This window comes from Sporolactobacillus laevolacticus DSM 442 (genome assembly GCF_000497245.1).
GTDB lineage: Bacteria > Bacillota > Bacilli > Bacillales > Sporolactobacillaceae > Sporolactobacillus > Sporolactobacillus laevolacticus.
Window position 1 is genome coordinate 129,572 of record NZ_AWTC01000006.1, and the last position, 15,341, is coordinate 144,912.

17 protein-coding genes are annotated in these 15,341 nt (G+C 42.3%); 2 read left to right on the top strand and 15 right to left on the bottom strand.

The genetic code is table 11. The annotated features are described in order from the left end of the window. Positions 1 to 4 precede the first annotated feature (4 nt). The 10 genes from P343_RS27100 to P343_RS27145 form a co-directional block, all read right to left on the bottom strand. Positions 5 to 781 (bottom strand): aminoglycoside adenylyltransferase domain-containing protein, encoded by a 777-nt coding sequence (locus tag P343_RS27100; protein ID WP_023509952.1) that lies wholly within the window; start codon positions 779 to 781, stop codon positions 5 to 7. A gap of 5 nt (positions 782 to 786) precedes the next feature. Beyond that, complete coding sequence (locus tag P343_RS27105) at positions 787 to 1,221, bottom strand: GNAT family N-acetyltransferase (RefSeq protein WP_023509953.1); 435 nt, start codon at positions 1,219 to 1,221, stop codon at positions 787 to 789. Beyond that, positions 1,218 to 1,406 carry a hypothetical protein gene (locus P343_RS27110; protein ID WP_023509954.1) on the bottom strand — a complete coding sequence of 63 codons (189 nt, stop codon included), beginning with the start codon at positions 1,404 to 1,406 and terminating at the stop codon, positions 1,218 to 1,220. Before P343_RS27110 ends, P343_RS27105 begins: the two co-directional genes overlap by 4 nt. Positions 1,407 to 1,448: 42 nt before the next feature. Continuing rightward, complete coding sequence (locus P343_RS27115) at positions 1,449 to 3,170, bottom strand: ABC transporter ATP-binding protein (RefSeq protein ID WP_023509955.1); 1,722 nt, start codon at positions 3,168 to 3,170, stop codon at positions 1,449 to 1,451. Between the two features lie 23 nt (positions 3,171 to 3,193). Continuing rightward, positions 3,194 to 5,116, bottom strand: a complete 1,923-nt coding sequence (locus P343_RS27120) for an NAD(+) synthase (RefSeq protein WP_023509956.1) — start codon at positions 5,114 to 5,116, stop codon at positions 3,194 to 3,196. Positions 5,117 to 5,354: 238 nt separating this feature from the next. After that, positions 5,355 to 6,164 carry a serine hydrolase gene (locus P343_RS27125; protein WP_031263873.1) on the bottom strand — a complete coding sequence of 270 codons (810 nt, stop codon included), beginning with the start codon at positions 6,162 to 6,164 and terminating at the stop codon, positions 5,355 to 5,357. 66 nt (positions 6,165 to 6,230) lie between these two features. After that, on the bottom strand, positions 6,231 to 7,127 hold the full coding sequence (locus P343_RS27130) for a C40 family peptidase (RefSeq protein WP_023509958.1): 897 nt from the start codon (positions 7,125 to 7,127) through the stop codon (positions 6,231 to 6,233). Positions 7,128 to 7,140: 13 nt separating this feature from the next. Next, positions 7,141 to 8,223, bottom strand: coding sequence for a mandelate racemase/muconate lactonizing enzyme family protein (locus tag P343_RS27135; RefSeq protein WP_023509959.1), 1,083 nt, complete (start codon positions 8,221 to 8,223; stop codon positions 7,141 to 7,143). Positions 8,224 to 8,273: 50 nt separating this feature from the next. After that, positions 8,274 to 9,194, bottom strand: coding sequence for a S66 peptidase family protein (locus tag P343_RS27140; RefSeq protein ID WP_023509960.1), 921 nt, complete (start codon positions 9,192 to 9,194; stop codon positions 8,274 to 8,276). Positions 9,195 to 9,277: 83 nt separating this feature from the next. Next, a complete protein-coding gene (locus tag P343_RS27145) occupies positions 9,278 to 9,610 on the bottom strand; it encodes a DUF3870 domain-containing protein (protein ID WP_023509961.1) in 333 nt (110 codons plus the stop codon). A gap of 389 nt (positions 9,611 to 9,999) precedes the next feature. Between P343_RS27145 and P343_RS27150 the strand changes: the two genes are divergently transcribed. Together P343_RS27150 and P343_RS27155 are read left to right on the top strand one after the other, a co-directional pair. Further along, on the top strand, positions 10,000 to 10,776 hold the full coding sequence (locus P343_RS27150; protein WP_031263874.1) for a hypothetical protein: 777 nt from the start codon (positions 10,000 to 10,002) through the stop codon (positions 10,774 to 10,776). Further along, positions 10,769 to 11,218, top strand: coding sequence for a membrane protein (locus tag P343_RS27155; protein ID WP_023509963.1), 450 nt, complete (start codon positions 10,769 to 10,771; stop codon positions 11,216 to 11,218). Before P343_RS27150 ends, P343_RS27155 begins: the two co-directional genes overlap by 8 nt. On the opposite strand, the gene P343_RS27160 is transcribed toward P343_RS27155, so the two are convergent. The 5 genes from P343_RS27160 to P343_RS27175 form a co-directional block, all read right to left on the bottom strand. Then, on the bottom strand, positions 11,185 to 11,652 hold the full coding sequence (locus P343_RS27160; protein WP_023509964.1) for a Fur family transcriptional regulator: 468 nt from the start codon (positions 11,650 to 11,652) through the stop codon (positions 11,185 to 11,187). The two genes, P343_RS27155 and P343_RS27160, sit on opposite strands and share 34 nt — an antisense overlap. Positions 11,653 to 12,072: 420 nt before the next feature. Further along, the gene (locus tag P343_RS36720) at positions 12,073 to 12,321 is read right to left on the bottom strand and encodes a hypothetical protein (protein WP_084297756.1); all 249 of its coding nucleotides are present in this window, start codon (positions 12,319 to 12,321) and stop codon (positions 12,073 to 12,075) included. 97 nt (positions 12,322 to 12,418) lie between these two features. Next, the gene (locus tag P343_RS27165; RefSeq protein ID WP_023509965.1) at positions 12,419 to 12,736 is read right to left on the bottom strand and encodes an ArsR/SmtB family transcription factor; all 318 of its coding nucleotides are present in this window, start codon (positions 12,734 to 12,736) and stop codon (positions 12,419 to 12,421) included. Positions 12,737 to 12,821: 85 nt separating this feature from the next. After that, positions 12,822 to 14,372 (bottom strand): ABC-F family ATP-binding cassette domain-containing protein, encoded by a 1,551-nt coding sequence (locus P343_RS27170; RefSeq protein WP_023509966.1) that lies wholly within the window; start codon positions 14,370 to 14,372, stop codon positions 12,822 to 12,824. Between the two features lie 307 nt (positions 14,373 to 14,679). After that, complete coding sequence (locus tag P343_RS27175; protein ID WP_023509967.1) at positions 14,680 to 15,165, bottom strand: GNAT family N-acetyltransferase; 486 nt, start codon at positions 15,163 to 15,165, stop codon at positions 14,680 to 14,682. Positions 15,166 to 15,341: the final 176 nt, after the last annotated feature.

A 15,341-nucleotide genomic window follows, 5' to 3' on the forward strand; every position in this document is an offset into this window, starting at 1 on the left:
AGACTCACTTCTTTCTCAATTCGAGAGACTTTCTTATTTTCTTGAGCAAACAATCACAAAATGCAACCGCATCTTCATAAGAATAGTGCACTTCTGAATCTGATGAACGATAATTGTTCAATGCCGTTCGTATCACCATTCCCCATTGACTTTCTAACGCTGACAATGCCCACTCTGCTCCCTGCTCTTTCGACAAAATCTTACCGCTTTGAAGATAACCTAGTACTCTGCAAAGATTCAGAATGGTGTAAGTCGGCCGGTTGATGATCATTGCCTTCGCATCTTTAATATCATTAACAATGCTTTGGATGTAAGCGTGAGTAGGAATCTCGCCAAATACTTCTGAGATTGGTTTCCCGCATAATACAATTCCACATTGCTTAATTACTTTAAAATGACCGGCAAGATCGGGATCCCGTTTACTTTCTATGGCGCACAAGCTAAGGGGATTCTTCAGGTAAATTTCTCGCCACATGTTTGAAAAATGAAGCTCATAGGGTGTGGGATAACAAAAATGCTGGCAATCACTCACCAGCACAACACTCATTTCGAATCCCTTTTGAGGAGCCATTGTATGATACTTTTCCAATACGTGAAGCAGCGCCAATTTTGCCCCAAGACTCAATTTTGATTGAACGACAACAATAAAATCAAGATCACTTTTCAACGTGTTGAAACAGCCAAAGGCAAGGGATCCATGTAGATAAATGCCAGTTAATTGTTGACCTAAAATATCTTGATAATCCTTCTTAACACAATTAAGAAGTTCCTGTACACTCAAGCTTATCACCTGTCAACCGCTTTTTTAAATACATAGCTGCTACAGTCAAAATTCATTTTATCATGATAAAATCTGTGCGCATCTTTGCGTTGAAGACCGCTTGATAGTGAAACAATGGTGTAACCGTGGTCTGCTGCCCACTCTTCAACAAAAGTAAGCAACTGTTTGCCAAACCCTTTTGAACGGTGTTGTTCATCAGTGACCAAGTCGCACACCCACACAGATGGTCCGTTATACAAGGTCGTCATTGGCATAAATCCAGTAACCGAAACGATTTCGTTTTGCTCAAATACAGCAAATAAATGATAGCCTTCATTCTTATAAGCGTGTTCCACGAGTTCCAAATAAGTTTCTTCATCCAATGACGTTCGTAGTTGTTGCATAACTAAAAATGCTGCCTTCCATTCGGCAACCGTTGTCAATTCGCGAATACAACTCATTGAGGATCTCCTGAGGACGCATTGTTCCCATGATTATTTTTTCGCAGTTCATCACGAATTTCTTTAAGGTATTGATTCCGTTCTCTCATTAACTTTACTGCTGTTATCACCATATAAATGACGAAAATCCAAAAAGCAATCACTATGAGTAAGGGGGTAAATAATCCAAATCCTCCTAACATCATCACTATCAACTCCTTTATAAAATTACCCTTATTTGAAAATACCTACATATTCATTGTAAATTGCGACTCATACAAATGACTGTAAACTCCGTCACGTGCAAGCAATTGTTCATGCGTTCCTTGTTCGCTGATTCCCTCTTCAGTGACAACAACAATTCTGTCCGCATTCTTTATCGTTGCCAGGCGATGCGCAATAATGAGTGTGGTTCTGCCCGAGGACAGTTGTTCAAGTGAGTGTTGAATTGCTGCCTCAGTTTCGGTATCTAATGCAGAAGTGGCTTCGTCCAGAATCAGTATGGAAGGATCTTTAAGAAACATACGGGCAATAGAGAGCCTTTGCTTTTGTCCTCCTGAGAGTTTTACTCCACGTTCTCCTACAACAGTATCTAGGCCGTTTGGCATTCTTGCCACGGTTTCTTCAAGTCTGGCAAGCTTAATCACTCTCCAGATTTCATCATCAGTAGCGTCCAGTTTTCCGTAAGCTACATTTTCTCTGAGTGTGCCTGAGAAAAGGAAGACGTCCTGCTGCACAAGGCCGATGTGCTTTCGCAATGAAGAGAGCTTCATGGCACGAATATCCATACTATCGATGGTAATCTCACCGTCCGACACATCATAAAAGCGTGGCAGTAGGCTGCATAACGTCGTTTTTCCTGCTCCTGTCGGACCAACAAAAGCAACAGTCTCCCCTTGATTTATATGCAGATTAATATGATTCAGGACAGCCTTCTTCCCTTCATAGCCAAAGCTTACATTGCGATACTCAATCTCACCGTGAACAGCATCAACCTCAATCGCATCTTTCGTGTCAACGATCTCAGGAGTCTGACTTTTTAACTTCATAAATCGTTTGAATCCGGCAATCCCTTTTGGATAAAGTTCAATAATCGCGTTAAATTTTTCAATTGGTTGAACGAAAATATTTGCAAGCAGCAAGAATGCAACAAACTGTCCACTGCTGAGTTCGCCATGAATAACGAACCAAGAACCGCTGATCAACGTGAACAGTATGATCAATCGTATAAATAGATAGTTTGTGGTTACACTCGTCGCCATAATTTTATAGGAGAAGAGTTTTGCTTTTCTATATAATTTATTGTTTTCTCTAAACTGCTTCTTTTCATAGTCTTCATTAGAAAAGGCCTGGACAACGCGAACGCCGCCGACCGCATTCTCCACATTGGCGTTAAATACGGCGATATCTTGATAGATTTGATCAGTAGCATGAGTCATCTTCATGTTAAATGAGGTAATGAAAACACCTAAGATCGGAACGAGTACAAAAGTGATGCATGCTAACTTCCAGTTGATCGACAGCATCAGGAAAAAGGCACCGAACAAAGACATCAATGCAATGAATATGTCTTCCGGTCCATGGTGTGCGGTCTCCCCAATATCAAAGAGATCCGTCGTCAGACGCGACATCATATGTCCTGTTTTATTGTTATCAAAAAAATGAAAGGATTGTCTTTGGATATGTTCAAATAGTTCCTGACGAATATCTGTCTCAATATTAATACCAAGCATATGGCCCCAAAAAGTGACAACATAGTGCATAAAGGTGTTAATCAGATAGAACAGAAGCAATCCGACTGACGCGAGCAAAATGATCGACCAATCCTTGCCTGGCAGCAACCGGTCAATCACTTGATTCACCGCCACCGGGAAGATCAGCTCGAGCAAAGCGAGAAGTACCGCACATGAAAAATCAAGAAAAAACAATTTCTTATAGGGCTTGTAATACGAAAAAAAACGGCGAATCACAGGTTTACCTCTCTTTCGTCTTCTTAAAAGTCATTCAACCACAGATTACGGCTAGCATCCGAAGGCATCCGCCAGTCCCCGCGTGGCGACAAGCTTACTGTACCCACTTTAGGTCCATCCGGGATCGCAGAACGCTTGAATTGCATCGCGAAGAACCGTTTAAGAAAAATTTGAAGCCATTTACGGAGCGTTTCTTCATCGTAACGATCAGAGAATGCGGATTTTGCCAAAAACAGAATTTTTGCCGGTGTAAATTCACTGCGCACAAAGTAATACAAGAAAAAGTCGTGGAGTTCATAAGGACCGACAATGTCTTCTGTTTTCTGTGAAATCTTCCCTTCCCCACTCTTTGGAAGCAATTCAGGAGTAACCGGTGTATCTAGTACATCGAGCAAAATTGCGGAAATTTCCGCACTGGTCTCTTCTTCAGCAACATAGCGGACAAGATAGCGGACTAATGTCTTTGGCACTGAACAATTAACGGCGTACATTGACATATGATCGCCGTTGTAGGTACTCCATCCAAGTGCAAGCTCAGAGAGATCCCCTGTTCCAATGACAAGTCCGCCTTCTTTGTTGGCAATATCCATCAGGATTTGCGTACGTTCACGAGCCTGAACGTTTTCATAGGTGACGTCATGTATCGCAGGATCATGGCCAATATCTTTAAAATGCTGCAGACAAGCGGCCACAATGTTCACTTCACAAAAATCAGTTTCTAGCTTCTTGCAGAGCGAAACGGCATTTTGATAGGTGCGATCGGTCGTACCGAAACCTGGCAAGGTCACTGTTATGATGTCTTTCCGGTCATAACCGAGCAGATCAAAGGTTTTGACAATGACCAGAAGAGCCAGTGTTGAATCTAATCCGCCTGAAATGCCAATCACCGCTTTTTTCAGTCCGGTGTGTTCCAAGCGCTTTGCGAGTGCAGCTGCCTGGATACTGAATATTTCACTGCAGCGCTCCTCTCTTTGCTTGGCGTCGGAAGGCACAAATGGGTGTTTATCAATAGGACGGTCGAAAGTTCCAAAATCAGTTTTCTTAAAATTAAATTGTATCTTGCGTGCTTCAAATGGCACGGTCGATGCTGCTTCACGGAAACTTATGTTTTTAATACGTTGCAAATTCAATCGGTCAATGTCGACAATTGAGGTCACAACCTCGTTTTCTCTCTGAAAACGCTCGTTTCTATTGAGCATATTCCCATTTTCAGCAATAAGCAGTTCCCCGCCGAAAACAACATCCGTTGAAGATTCACCTGTTCCCGTTCCAGCGTAGATGTAAGAAGCCATGCACTTCGCGCTTTGCGATTGAACAAGCGCCTTTCTGTAATCCGATTTGCTGACTACTTCGTTTGAAGCGGAAAGATTTCCGATCAATTGGGCGCCCGCTAAGCTTAAATAACTGCTTGGTGGCACGACACTCCACAAGTCTTCGCATATTTCAAAACCGATTTGAAATCCGCCGCTCTGGAATACAAGATCAACACCAAAGGGGATCTCCTTCTGAAAGGAGAGATCCACCGAACGATTAACTATGTCTTTTCCAGATGTAAACCATCGTCGTTCATAGAATTCTTCGTAGTTTGGTATGTAACTTTTTGGGACGATGCCTAGTACTTTTCCATTGAACAATATATATCCGCAATTATAGACAACCGTCTGAGAAAACAGCGGTGCACCGATTGCAATCATAATATCTTTTTCAGCGCTGTAGGCTCGGATTTCTTCTACACCGGCCTCAGCCTCATCCAGCACCAGCTTTTGCAAAAATAAATCGGCACAAGTATATGAAGTGACGCATAATTCAGGAAAAACGATAAGTTTTGCCCGCTGCTCAATCGCTTGATCAATACATGCTTTAATATTGGTAACATTGGCTCGTACATCGGCGACTCGTGTCACAGGGCATGCGGCTGCGACTCTGATAAAATTTAATGACTCCATTGCATATAACCTCCATTTGAGCCCACTGAAAAACTCTTAGTAACTTATCATTTCCAATAATAGATCAAGAAGTGTAATACTGTGCAAAAAGCCTCCCGATCTCAGAGAGGCTTAACTATTATTGTGATTCAATTAATAATCAGTGATGATAAAAGACGTATAGAATTACGTTCATTCTAATGCGACTGTAAATGATTGTCAATAACGGACATTGATTCACTAATTAGTGATATAACGATTAACCAACAGAATGAGCGACCTCAACTAGATACTCCTCAATCAATTGACCGATGTTCTGTATCGGGAAGAGAGCATCCTGCCGATTCTCAATACCTGATGTTAATACAGTAACAGCAACAGAATGACCATTATAGAAGAAATAGGCGGCATCATGGTCGATTTCTTCCATTTCACCAGTCTTATTATACACAGTCACAGGCTGCGACTTCTCGTCAAATAACCCAGGGAGCTTATCTCTGTATTGCTGATGAAGCAGCCATGCTTTAGCATCATCAGGAAGAGGATTTTTCTCAGAAAAAATCTGCTGAATCATCCAATTGGCATCATGGGCGCTGATCCAATTGGTACGCCCCTCTCGTTGAGCTTCCTCGTCCATCATCTTTCGTTCAATCCTTGTTTCGACCAATCCTTGTTTCTCGACCCACGCCTGTAGATTTTCAATTCCGAAAAAATCCATTAATAAATTGGTCGCGGTATTGTCCGATACATTGATCATCAGTGCTAGTAAATCTCTGATTGTCCAATCTCTAAGTGAGAGTATTTGAAGAACACCTGAACCGCTCACGATCTTCTGTTCATCAAGATGAATGGTCTGTTCCAGTATAGACGAATCGAGCTCAGCACTTTTATATGCATACAGCAAGACGGGCAATTTAATCAAACTCGCGGAGAGCATCGGAATATTCTCATGATAGGAAAATGAAAATCCATCCGATCCGCTTATTTCCACTGCAATATGATCACCAAGTGGGCGAACGATCGTGCTAATTGTATCGGCTAATTGTTTATTCAAATCTATCAATGTCACTCACCCCTTTTTTCCATCAAATATTGAGATTGTGTTTATCGTAATCAAGCAAGCAACGTTGCTTGTTCATCCTTTCCAATATCGGCGAATCGCGCATAATTCTTCTTCATATTTCGATCCTTTGAGCACGGTAATGCTGACAATCTTGCCTGGTGTCGGAGAATGAATCATTTTACCGTCACCGTAGTAAATACCGACATGATGCACATACCCTTTTCCTTTTTCATAAGCAAAAAATAGCAGATCACCCGGAAGTGCCGATTGCAGTGTGATTTCTTCACCTTGCAACGCTTGGTCGTCGGCATCACGAGGAATCAGATAGCCACCTGCGCGCAGCATCGAAAAGCTGAATCCTGAGCAATCATAACCGTAAGCGCTCATTCCTGACCACAAATAAGGAAGATCAATAAATTTTTCAGCATTTTTCACAATTTCAAAGCCAGTATGCAAATGCTGCTGCACTGGCATTAGGATGTCTTTCTTATACATGAAACCTGGACCAATTGGGCTATCTACTTTCACTTCATCCTCTGACTCCTCAAGCAGAGGCAAGAATGTACCGAAGCTTAAATCAAAAATCGGTTGTTTTTGCAAGTCATAGAAAGTAGCCACATTACTTTGAACCTTGATCTGCTGACAATCGGTTGCCATCTCTGATTCTACAGATTGTCCGAGCGGCATCCAGCCGGGATACCCACGCTTGTCTTTTGTTGAATATTGAGTAGGTACACAAATTTTCGCCCATGGTCCTTTTACTTCATCAATAAGGATTTCATCACCAAACAAAACCTGAGACTGAAGTCTTTTTTCCCCGCAAAGAGCAATGGTTTCTTCCCTTGTCATTGTTTTAAGCCACGCAACCATATCTGGTTGATCAGCGATAGCTTGAGCATCTATGGATCTGACTGACTCAGGACTGGTCCAAATCGTCGCTACTGGTACAGATACTCTTATTTTTTTCAATGGAAACCCTCCGTCATTTAATCTGAACGTCTTGAATACCTAGACCAGGTTGATCTAGAAGTGTAATTTGGCTTTGCTGGTAAACCGCTCCGCCTATTACCGGATCCGATGCAAACATCAGAGGTGTATCCAGATCGCAACGTGTGACATTCGCTTTCGCTGCAGCAAAGTGGCAGGCTGCGGTAACCGCAACTTTAGATTCAACCATACAGCCGACCATGCATTCAACACCGTAGGCCTCAGCTAAAGCATTTATCTTTTCGGCACCATAAATGCCGCCGGCTTTCATCAGTTTGATATTAACGATATCACAGCCATGCATTGCCAATAGACGCGCCGCATCGCTAGGACTAAAAATACTCTCGTCCGCCATAATCAGTGTGTCAACGTGTTCTGTAACAAATTTCATGCCTTCAAAATCCCAAGCCGGTACCGGTTGTTCAATCAACTCAATGTCCAATCCCAAATCTTCCATTTTGTGGATTGCTGCCACTGCATCTTTGGCGTTCCATCCTTGATTAGCATCCAGTCTCAGCTTGATCTTGTTGCCAACTGCTTGGCGCAAACCCTTCACCCGTTCAAGATCTTCCTCAATCGTCGAATTTCCTACTTTGATTTTCAAGGTATTAAACCCCTTTGCTACAAAGCCGAGTGCATCTTCAATCATTTCATCAACATGATTAACGCTGACAGTAAAATCAGTTTCCAGATGGTTGGCATTTCCGCCGAGCAGTTGATACAAAGGAAGTCCTGCCCTTTTTGCAAAACAATCATAAACAGCTATGTCAATCGCAGCTTTTGCACTCGAATTATGAAGTATCGCCTTATCGGCCACATGGTTGATTCGTTCTTTTTGTTCGATCTCCAACCCAATAATCAGTGGTCGGATGACTTCCATAATCGCATAATCAATGCTGGCAAGACTGTCTCCCGTGATCACATGGGTAGGCGGCGCTTCGCCGATACCAATCGTTCCATCATCACAGGTGATAAAAACAACAACACTTTCAGCGGTACTCACGGTGCGCAATGCCGTTTTAAAAGGCTTAACGAGCGGAATAGAAAGCCGCTTCGTTTGCACATCAACAATTTTCATTTTTAACTTCCTTTCACAGTCCTGATGTTAAATGTTTCATTCGTCTTTTCTTACATCACGCCCGGCTGGATCCAAAGCTGTTTCCGATCAGCGTCCAGCATTGCTTCCACACCAAGCGGTACTGAAAAATTCGGCTGGCAGTGTCCGATGAAAAATCCGCTAACAGCCGGCTTTCCAAGCGTCCCTAAATAGGTTCTGAAAACTTCCTCATAAGTTAACGATGATTCCTTGTCAGGTGGATGATCCGTGTGAAAATCGCCAATAATAAAACCCGCCGCCTGATCAAGCTTGCGTGCCAGTCTAAGCTGATTTAGCATGTTGTCTACTCGGTAAGGCGCCTCGCCGACATCTTCAATCAAGAGCAGCTTATTCCTCGTATCGATCTCATAGGCCGTACCTAAAGTGCTGACAAGCAGTGAAAGATTCCCCCCCACAAGCATACCTTCAGCAGTTCCACCGCTTAAGGCAGTCAACGGCGATAAATGTTCATCATAACGGAGAGACATCGGTTGAAAAAGCTGAGAAAATAATTGTTTTGAGAGTAAAGGAACGTCGGGATCTCCCAAATCCGAAGCAAGCATTGGTCCGTGAAACGTCACCAAACCGGTTTGTTGCCTGATCGATGTATGTAAATAAGTAATATCGCTATAACCCCAAAAAATCTTTGGGTGTTTGCGAATCAAATCAAAATCGATACGATCAGCAAATCGGGCCGTTCCGTACCCGCCACGAGAACAGATCACTGCGCGTACCGTGTCATCGGAAAACATCTCGTGCATGTCTTCCAAACGTTCATCGTCTGAACCGGCTAAGTAGCCATAAACCTGATCAATTTGCTTACCTAACCGTACTTGAAAGCCAAGGTGTTTCAGCCAGTCGGTTGCTTTCGCTAATCGTTCAAGATCCGGAGGTCCTGCGGGACTGATTACCCCTATTGTATCTCCTTCGTATAATCGGCTTGGAAAGATCAATGAACTTCCACCTTTCTGTTCATTACCTGTATAAACGTACAAAATCCAGCTCATCAAATACTTGAACTGGATTTTGTCTAGGATTATTTAGACAAAGCGGTTTGGCTTCTATATTGCTTGTATTTTTTTAATGCATCACCAAAAGCGACGATTAACGCTTTCTGGGAAGAACCGAAATATCTTTGTTCAATGTCCGAAATAATTGACGGATCATCAATCAAACGACCGGTCAACAAGGAGCAAACAAAATGAGCGGTCAATGCGATCGTCGCTGAACAATCAGCATCAACAATTCGCCCGCTTGCTCGATCAACAACGACCCCAATAAAAAACTGATTAAACCGCAGGGTAATCGGATTCTTCTGTGATGATTTGGCATCTCCAATAATATAAATGGTGTCTTTATGATAAGTCATCGTAGTGATTTCCTTCCCTATTCGTGATCAGATGATCTAAGGGGCCGTCAGCCGGAGAGCAGCGGATACTTAGACCGTGAAAACATCAAGGAACAGAATAAGTATATTAGGCTCCTTTTACTTTGTCAATATTTAAAAAATTTGTATCTGTTGTCGTTAGTACTGCACATTTCTTATCGTAGTTTCGGATATATATAGAAAAATCTGTGGCATAATTCCATTCGAATGATCTAATTTCTCTATAAATTGTATACCTCTAAAAAGTGAAGTAATCATCTTTAATGTATGAATCCAAACCTTCGAGGAAAAATAAAAAAAGCTTTAATGAAAATAATTGAAATAAATAAACAATAATAACACTCAGCAGTAATATGGAATGGAGCTTCTCGATGGTACGTAGAAACAAAGCATTAATGGACTTTATTGGTACAACTAGACTAAGTTATCATAGGCCATCAGTTGTTGCCTGGTGGTCAGCTGCCTTTCCCGGGTTTGGGCATATGCTGCTTAACATGCATGTTAAGGGTAACGCTTTGTTTTTGATTGAAATTATCATCAATGTCCAGTCAAAACTCAACCTTGCTATGGTTTATACCTTTATGGGTGATTTTCACCAGGCTACAACGGTTCTCAATACTCAATGGACGTTAATTTACATTCCTTTTTATTTTTTTTGCATTTGGGACAGCTATCGCTCTGCCATTGATATAAATAAGCTGTATTTTTTGACAGAAAATCAGCCGGTTGAGGTTAATGTAATGGACCTGCATTCGTATGAAATCTGCTATCTGGACAAACGTGTACCTTGGGTCGCTGGCATGTGGTCCCTGCTTCTTCCCGGACTTGGCCAGTTCTATGCACGCCGTCTTATTACTTCGTTCTCACTGTTAGCATGGTCGTTGACAATCTATATCATTTCTCACGAGTTACAAAGCATCCAAATGCTCCTTAACGGGACACTTAGTGATGCGACAAAAGTCATTCGTCCTGAATGGCTGCTCTTTATGCCTTCATTAATATTCGGCGCTTCTTACGATGCCTACGCAAAAACGATTGAATATAATTGCCTTTTTGCCGATGAGCAGCGATCTTACTTACATAGAGAGTGGCAGCCCAAAAATTTCCCATTGCCATTTAAGAAAGGGAGGACACCGGATTATGATTGACATTATGTGTCTGTTCCAGCAATCCATAAGAGTTGAAATTGTTCTCTCTGAACTTCAGCGACTATCCGTTGGGCAAAACGATATCGCTTGCTATGTAATGAATCGTCCTGCATTACAGAATCGATCCAACAAAGGTCAATTGGGAAATAACGATGAAACAAGTCGAGCCGATATCAGCTTTATTATTGCAACGATTTTCGGTGTTGTCGGAGCAAGTGTCGGCTTTCGCTTAGCTTGGGGGCCGATCGTTTGGGGAGTTGTTTCAAGCTTTATCGGTTTTTTAATTGGCTTAGTCATCGATTATTTTATATCTAATAAATTCAAAAAAAGGCCCGATCCTTGTGTAGTGATCATTATTCGCTGTCGAAAAGATCAGGTATCATCGGTTGAGCAAATGCTGAACAAGAATCAGACTTTGGGGCTAACCATCATTGAATCATGATTCTTTTTTTCCGTCTCTTTCATTTTCAGCTGACAACTCTTACAGTAACCATAGATTTCAAATTTATGGCCGGTCACCTGAAATTCGGGATCAATTTGTGACAGATCCTGCATCGGGCAAACTTCGATCGTTCGTGTTTTGCCGCAGCTGAGACAGATTAAGTGATGATGGTGGTGTTCAGTGCAATGAAACTGATAAATTTTTTCGCCGTCAAGCTCTGTTTCCTCAAGAATCATCAAATCCTGGAACAAGGAAAGATTTCGATAGATCGTATCGAAACTGATCCCAGGATAACTATCCTTCAACGCGGTCTGAATTTCTTTGGCTGATAAATAGCCGCCTTTTTGATCAAATAGTTCTAATATATCCTCACGTTTATCCGTGTGTTTATAACCTTTATTTTTTAACAATACCATGGCTTCTCGTTTATTCAATGAGAATCACCTCTTTGATCCTAAATTGCTCTTCTACCAGCATACCATTTTTTATTGAAAAAACCTAACAAACCTCTTTTCGACAAGAAAAACAGGCAAGCCCAGTCCTTGACTATCGCTTTTTATGCGGCTTTAATTCACCAAACTTGTGCTTCGACGACACTTCAGTTGCTGGCATCAACTGGTGCGACCGCGGGCGATCCGTGAGCCTCCTCAAACAAGCAGTAATCTGCGGGGTCTCACTTGGCTCGCATCAACAATGGCAGTCCCGCAGGAGTCTCGCACTTTCGTGTTTGAACCTAAATCATGGCGAAGTGACGCCAATCATCCTGGTGACTAAGTCCAAAATCTTATACTTTTGTTTGCAAAAAGGGAGCTTCTCTTAACGAGAACCTCCCTTTTCCTGACCACATTATAGGCTTACCATAAAAAGCCCAGTGCCACTATAGCTGCAATTGAAGCAAGGGCAATTGGAAATCCCCAACCCCAGCCTCCCCACAAAAACAACCCGGGACCACTTAGTGAATTACCACCTGCAGATTGGATATAAACATTTCGATCGTCGACCCGAGACAACACACCACGATGCACAGATCCATCATGGCATCGAATTTCAACCGGTTGGTTGACAAGCCCGCAACACTGAGAATAAATCGATTGATTTGACAAATTGTACACGCCCCATTCACAGATTGTTCTTTAGCACGATATGTTCAAGCTGCTTGATCGGAACGGCTTGTGTACTGGGTATGTATGGATTTCTCTTTTATAGGATTTGACGATGGCGCGTGTGATCTATGGTCTGGGCAAGAAGATTCATCACATGCTCATCTTCCTCAGAGTAATATATGACTTTGCCATCTCTGCGCGATTTAACCAAATGCAAGTGTTTGAGAAAGCTGAGCTGATGCGATACGGTTGACTGTTGCAGTCCAAGAATTTCTGCAATTTCTGTAACAGAACATTCACTTTGTGACAGCAAATATAGTATCCGCACACGTGTTGGATCTGAAACTGCTTTGAAAATCTGTGACACAGCGATCAGCGTCTCTTTATCCAATTCTTCTAGCTTGTGGTCAACCATAATATCACCCTAATCATCTTTAACACATCATTGTTTAACTGTACCAGAGCAGAAATAGAACTGTCCATTTAAGTGTACATTTTTCTTATTTTTTCTTTTTCATTGACCACTCTTCAATATCCCAGATCCTCGTCACCCATTCTTTATAGAATGAAGGCTCATGGCTAACCACCAATACGGTACCTTCATAATCTTCAAGTGCTTTACTTAGCGCCGCCTTAGCATCAACATCCAAATGATTAGTCGGTTCGTCAAAGATCAGCACATTGCTTTTCTGCAGCATCAGCCGTCCAATGCGAACCTTCGTTTCTTCTCCACCGCTAAGTGTATCCATCGGTTGACGCATATGCTCTGCGAATACACCGCATTGAGCCAAATGCTGACGAAGCACCTTTTCGGGAATATCCGGGAATTGATCCATCATCCATTCAAGCGGCGTCAGATGAGGCGGTGCGGATAACTGAGAAAAATATCCAGGCAATACACGATCGCCTCTCATCATTTTACCGGAGAGCGGGGCCAGCTCACCTAATAGTGTCCTCAGCAACGTTGTTTTCCCAATACCATTGTGACCGGTAATCGCGATTTTTTCACCGCGCACAATCTTCGCAGACATCGTCGGGAATAGCTGATGCTCATAACCAACACCTAAATCTTCCGCTGTGAAAATCAAACGAACTGGCTGGCTGCTCACTTTGAAGTGGAACTTGGGTTTTCGAGTTTGAGCAGGCGGGTCAAGACGATCAATTCTGTTGAGCTGCTTTTCTCTGCTTTTTGCCTGTTTCGCTGTGGCAGTCCGCACTTTATTCTTTTGAATATAAGTTTCTAATTTTTTTATTTCCCTTTGTTGCTGCCTAAAAGCGATCTCCTGCTGCTCGAGACGCGCTTCGTGCTGCTTCAGAAACGACTGATAATTCCCGACATAACGGTTCAGCTGCTGGTTTTCGAGATGGTAAACATACTGAGAAATAGCATCCAAAAAGTGTGTGTCGTGGGAGATCACAATAAATGCATGCGGATAGGCATTCAGATAATTGGTCAGCCAGTCGATGTGCACGGTATCTAAATAATTGGTTGGTTCATCCAAAAGAAGCACTTCTGGTTTTTCAAGCAGCAGTTTGGCAAGACAGAGTTTCGTCAACTGTCCGCCACTCAGCTGATCGACATCTGTATCCAGCCCGATTGCTGTCAATCCAAGTCCATCTGCCATCTCGCGGATTCGCGCGTCAATTGTGTAAAAATCATTGGCAATAAGCTGTTCCTGCAGCTGGCCGTACTGATCAATTATTTCTGGATCGGCTTCTGGTTCCTGCATGCTCACTGCAAGCTCATTCATCTTCTGTTCAGCATCAAACAACTCTTTAAAGGCATCCTGCAAGCTTGCATACACACTTTTTTCTTTTCCAAAATGCAGATGCTGCTCAATTACGCCAATTTTCAAGTCCTGTCGTGTATCCATACTGCCGCTATCCGGCAGCAACTCGCCGAGCATCAACTTCAGAAAGGTTGATTTACCCGCACCATTATGACCAACGAGGGCAATATGCTCTCCTTCCATCATACGAAAATTCATATCTTTATAAATCAGCTTATCTCCATATGAGAAAGCCATGTTTTTTGCTTCGATCAGTAACATACGTACACTCCCCTTATTTGCGGCCTTCAAGAAGCGAACAGATAAGGGCCTTTTCCGAATCCATTTGAAAAAGGGCGAAACAATAATGCTTCGCCCTTTTAGTCTGAAGATCAAACGTTAGGAGCAGAAACATCCATGATCTGTTGTCACAACTCATTGGCCTGTTTTAAATGAAAAAGGCAGACTTCACCTGTATCAGGCCATTTTAAGTTGCAGACAATCAGATAAAACCATCGATGTTTCGCTCCTCTTCATTAATTATTTATTCTATTTTAATCCTTCATTCGTTTAAATGCAATGTCAATGGTCATGTTCGATTAAAGTCATACGTCAATTCAAGTTCATGTTCAATCGGAATGCCATCGTTTCCTATTAATGGAATTGATGGTTTCAGCTTTCTCGCTTCAATAACCGCTCCAATCCTCAATCCCGATAAAGTAAAGCCCCTTTTTTGATAAAAATGCAAAGCATGCAAATTGTCGTTCGTTGTTGTCAAATAAAGGCGCCCTAAATTCTGTTCCTCAGTGGCTCGCACGATTGCTTTTAGCAAGGCCGAGCCAATACCATGATGTTCTATGAAACTGTCAAGTGATATGATTTCAATGCCTTCCGATGATTCCCTATAGGTCAGCATGCCAACGAGCTGAGTATTCTCAAATGCAAGGAAGCCCGGCAAGTTTGTAACATCAATAAGTTCCCCATGAATGGCCATCGATCTTCCGCCCCATCTCATAACCACTTGTTTTTCAATTTCTTTCCTGTCTTTCTCACAAATCGGTCTAAACTCAGCCATTAGTTAGTCACCTCTCGCATCAAATTCACACTTACGATCAAAAAAAGCAAAAACTTGATCATTTGCCCCGTACATCATGACAGATGCCCACCCACTTTTTCAACTCAAGCATACTGTAGGATTAGGCATTTGCTCAACGATGACTGGATGTGTTTTCAAAACTCTTGCAAACACTC

Excerpts from the sequence above, each read along its gene's own strand:
- P343_RS27135 (WP_023509959.1), bottom strand. The coding sequence starts at position 8,223 with ATGAAAATTGTTGATGTGCAAACGAAGCGGCTTTCTATTCCGCTCGTT.
- P343_RS27120 (WP_023509956.1), bottom strand. The coding sequence starts at position 5,116 with ATGGAGTCATTAAATTTTATCAGAGTCGCAGCCGCATGCCCTGTGACA.
- P343_RS27105 (WP_023509953.1), bottom strand. The coding sequence starts at position 1,221 with ATGAGTTGTATTCGCGAATTGACAACGGTTGCCGAATGGAAGGCAGCA.
- P343_RS27150 (WP_031263874.1), top strand. The coding sequence starts at position 10,000 with ATGGTACGTAGAAACAAAGCATTAATGGACTTTATTGGTACAACTAGA.
- P343_RS27155 (WP_023509963.1), top strand. The coding sequence starts at position 10,769 with ATGATTGACATTATGTGTCTGTTCCAGCAATCCATAAGAGTTGAAATT.
- P343_RS27170 (WP_023509966.1), bottom strand. The coding sequence starts at position 14,372 with ATGTTACTGATCGAAGCAAAAAACATGGCTTTCTCATATGGAGATAAG.
- P343_RS27165 (WP_023509965.1), bottom strand. The coding sequence starts at position 12,736 with ATGGTTGACCACAAGCTAGAAGAATTGGATAAAGAGACGCTGATCGCT.
- P343_RS27145 (WP_023509961.1), bottom strand. The coding sequence starts at position 9,610 with ATGACTTATCATAAAGACACCATTTATATTATTGGAGATGCCAAATCA.
- P343_RS27110 (WP_023509954.1), bottom strand. The coding sequence starts at position 1,406 with ATGATGTTAGGAGGATTTGGATTATTTACCCCCTTACTCATAGTGATT.
- P343_RS27175 (WP_023509967.1), bottom strand. The coding sequence starts at position 15,165 with ATGGCTGAGTTTAGACCGATTTGTGAGAAAGACAGGAAAGAAATTGAA.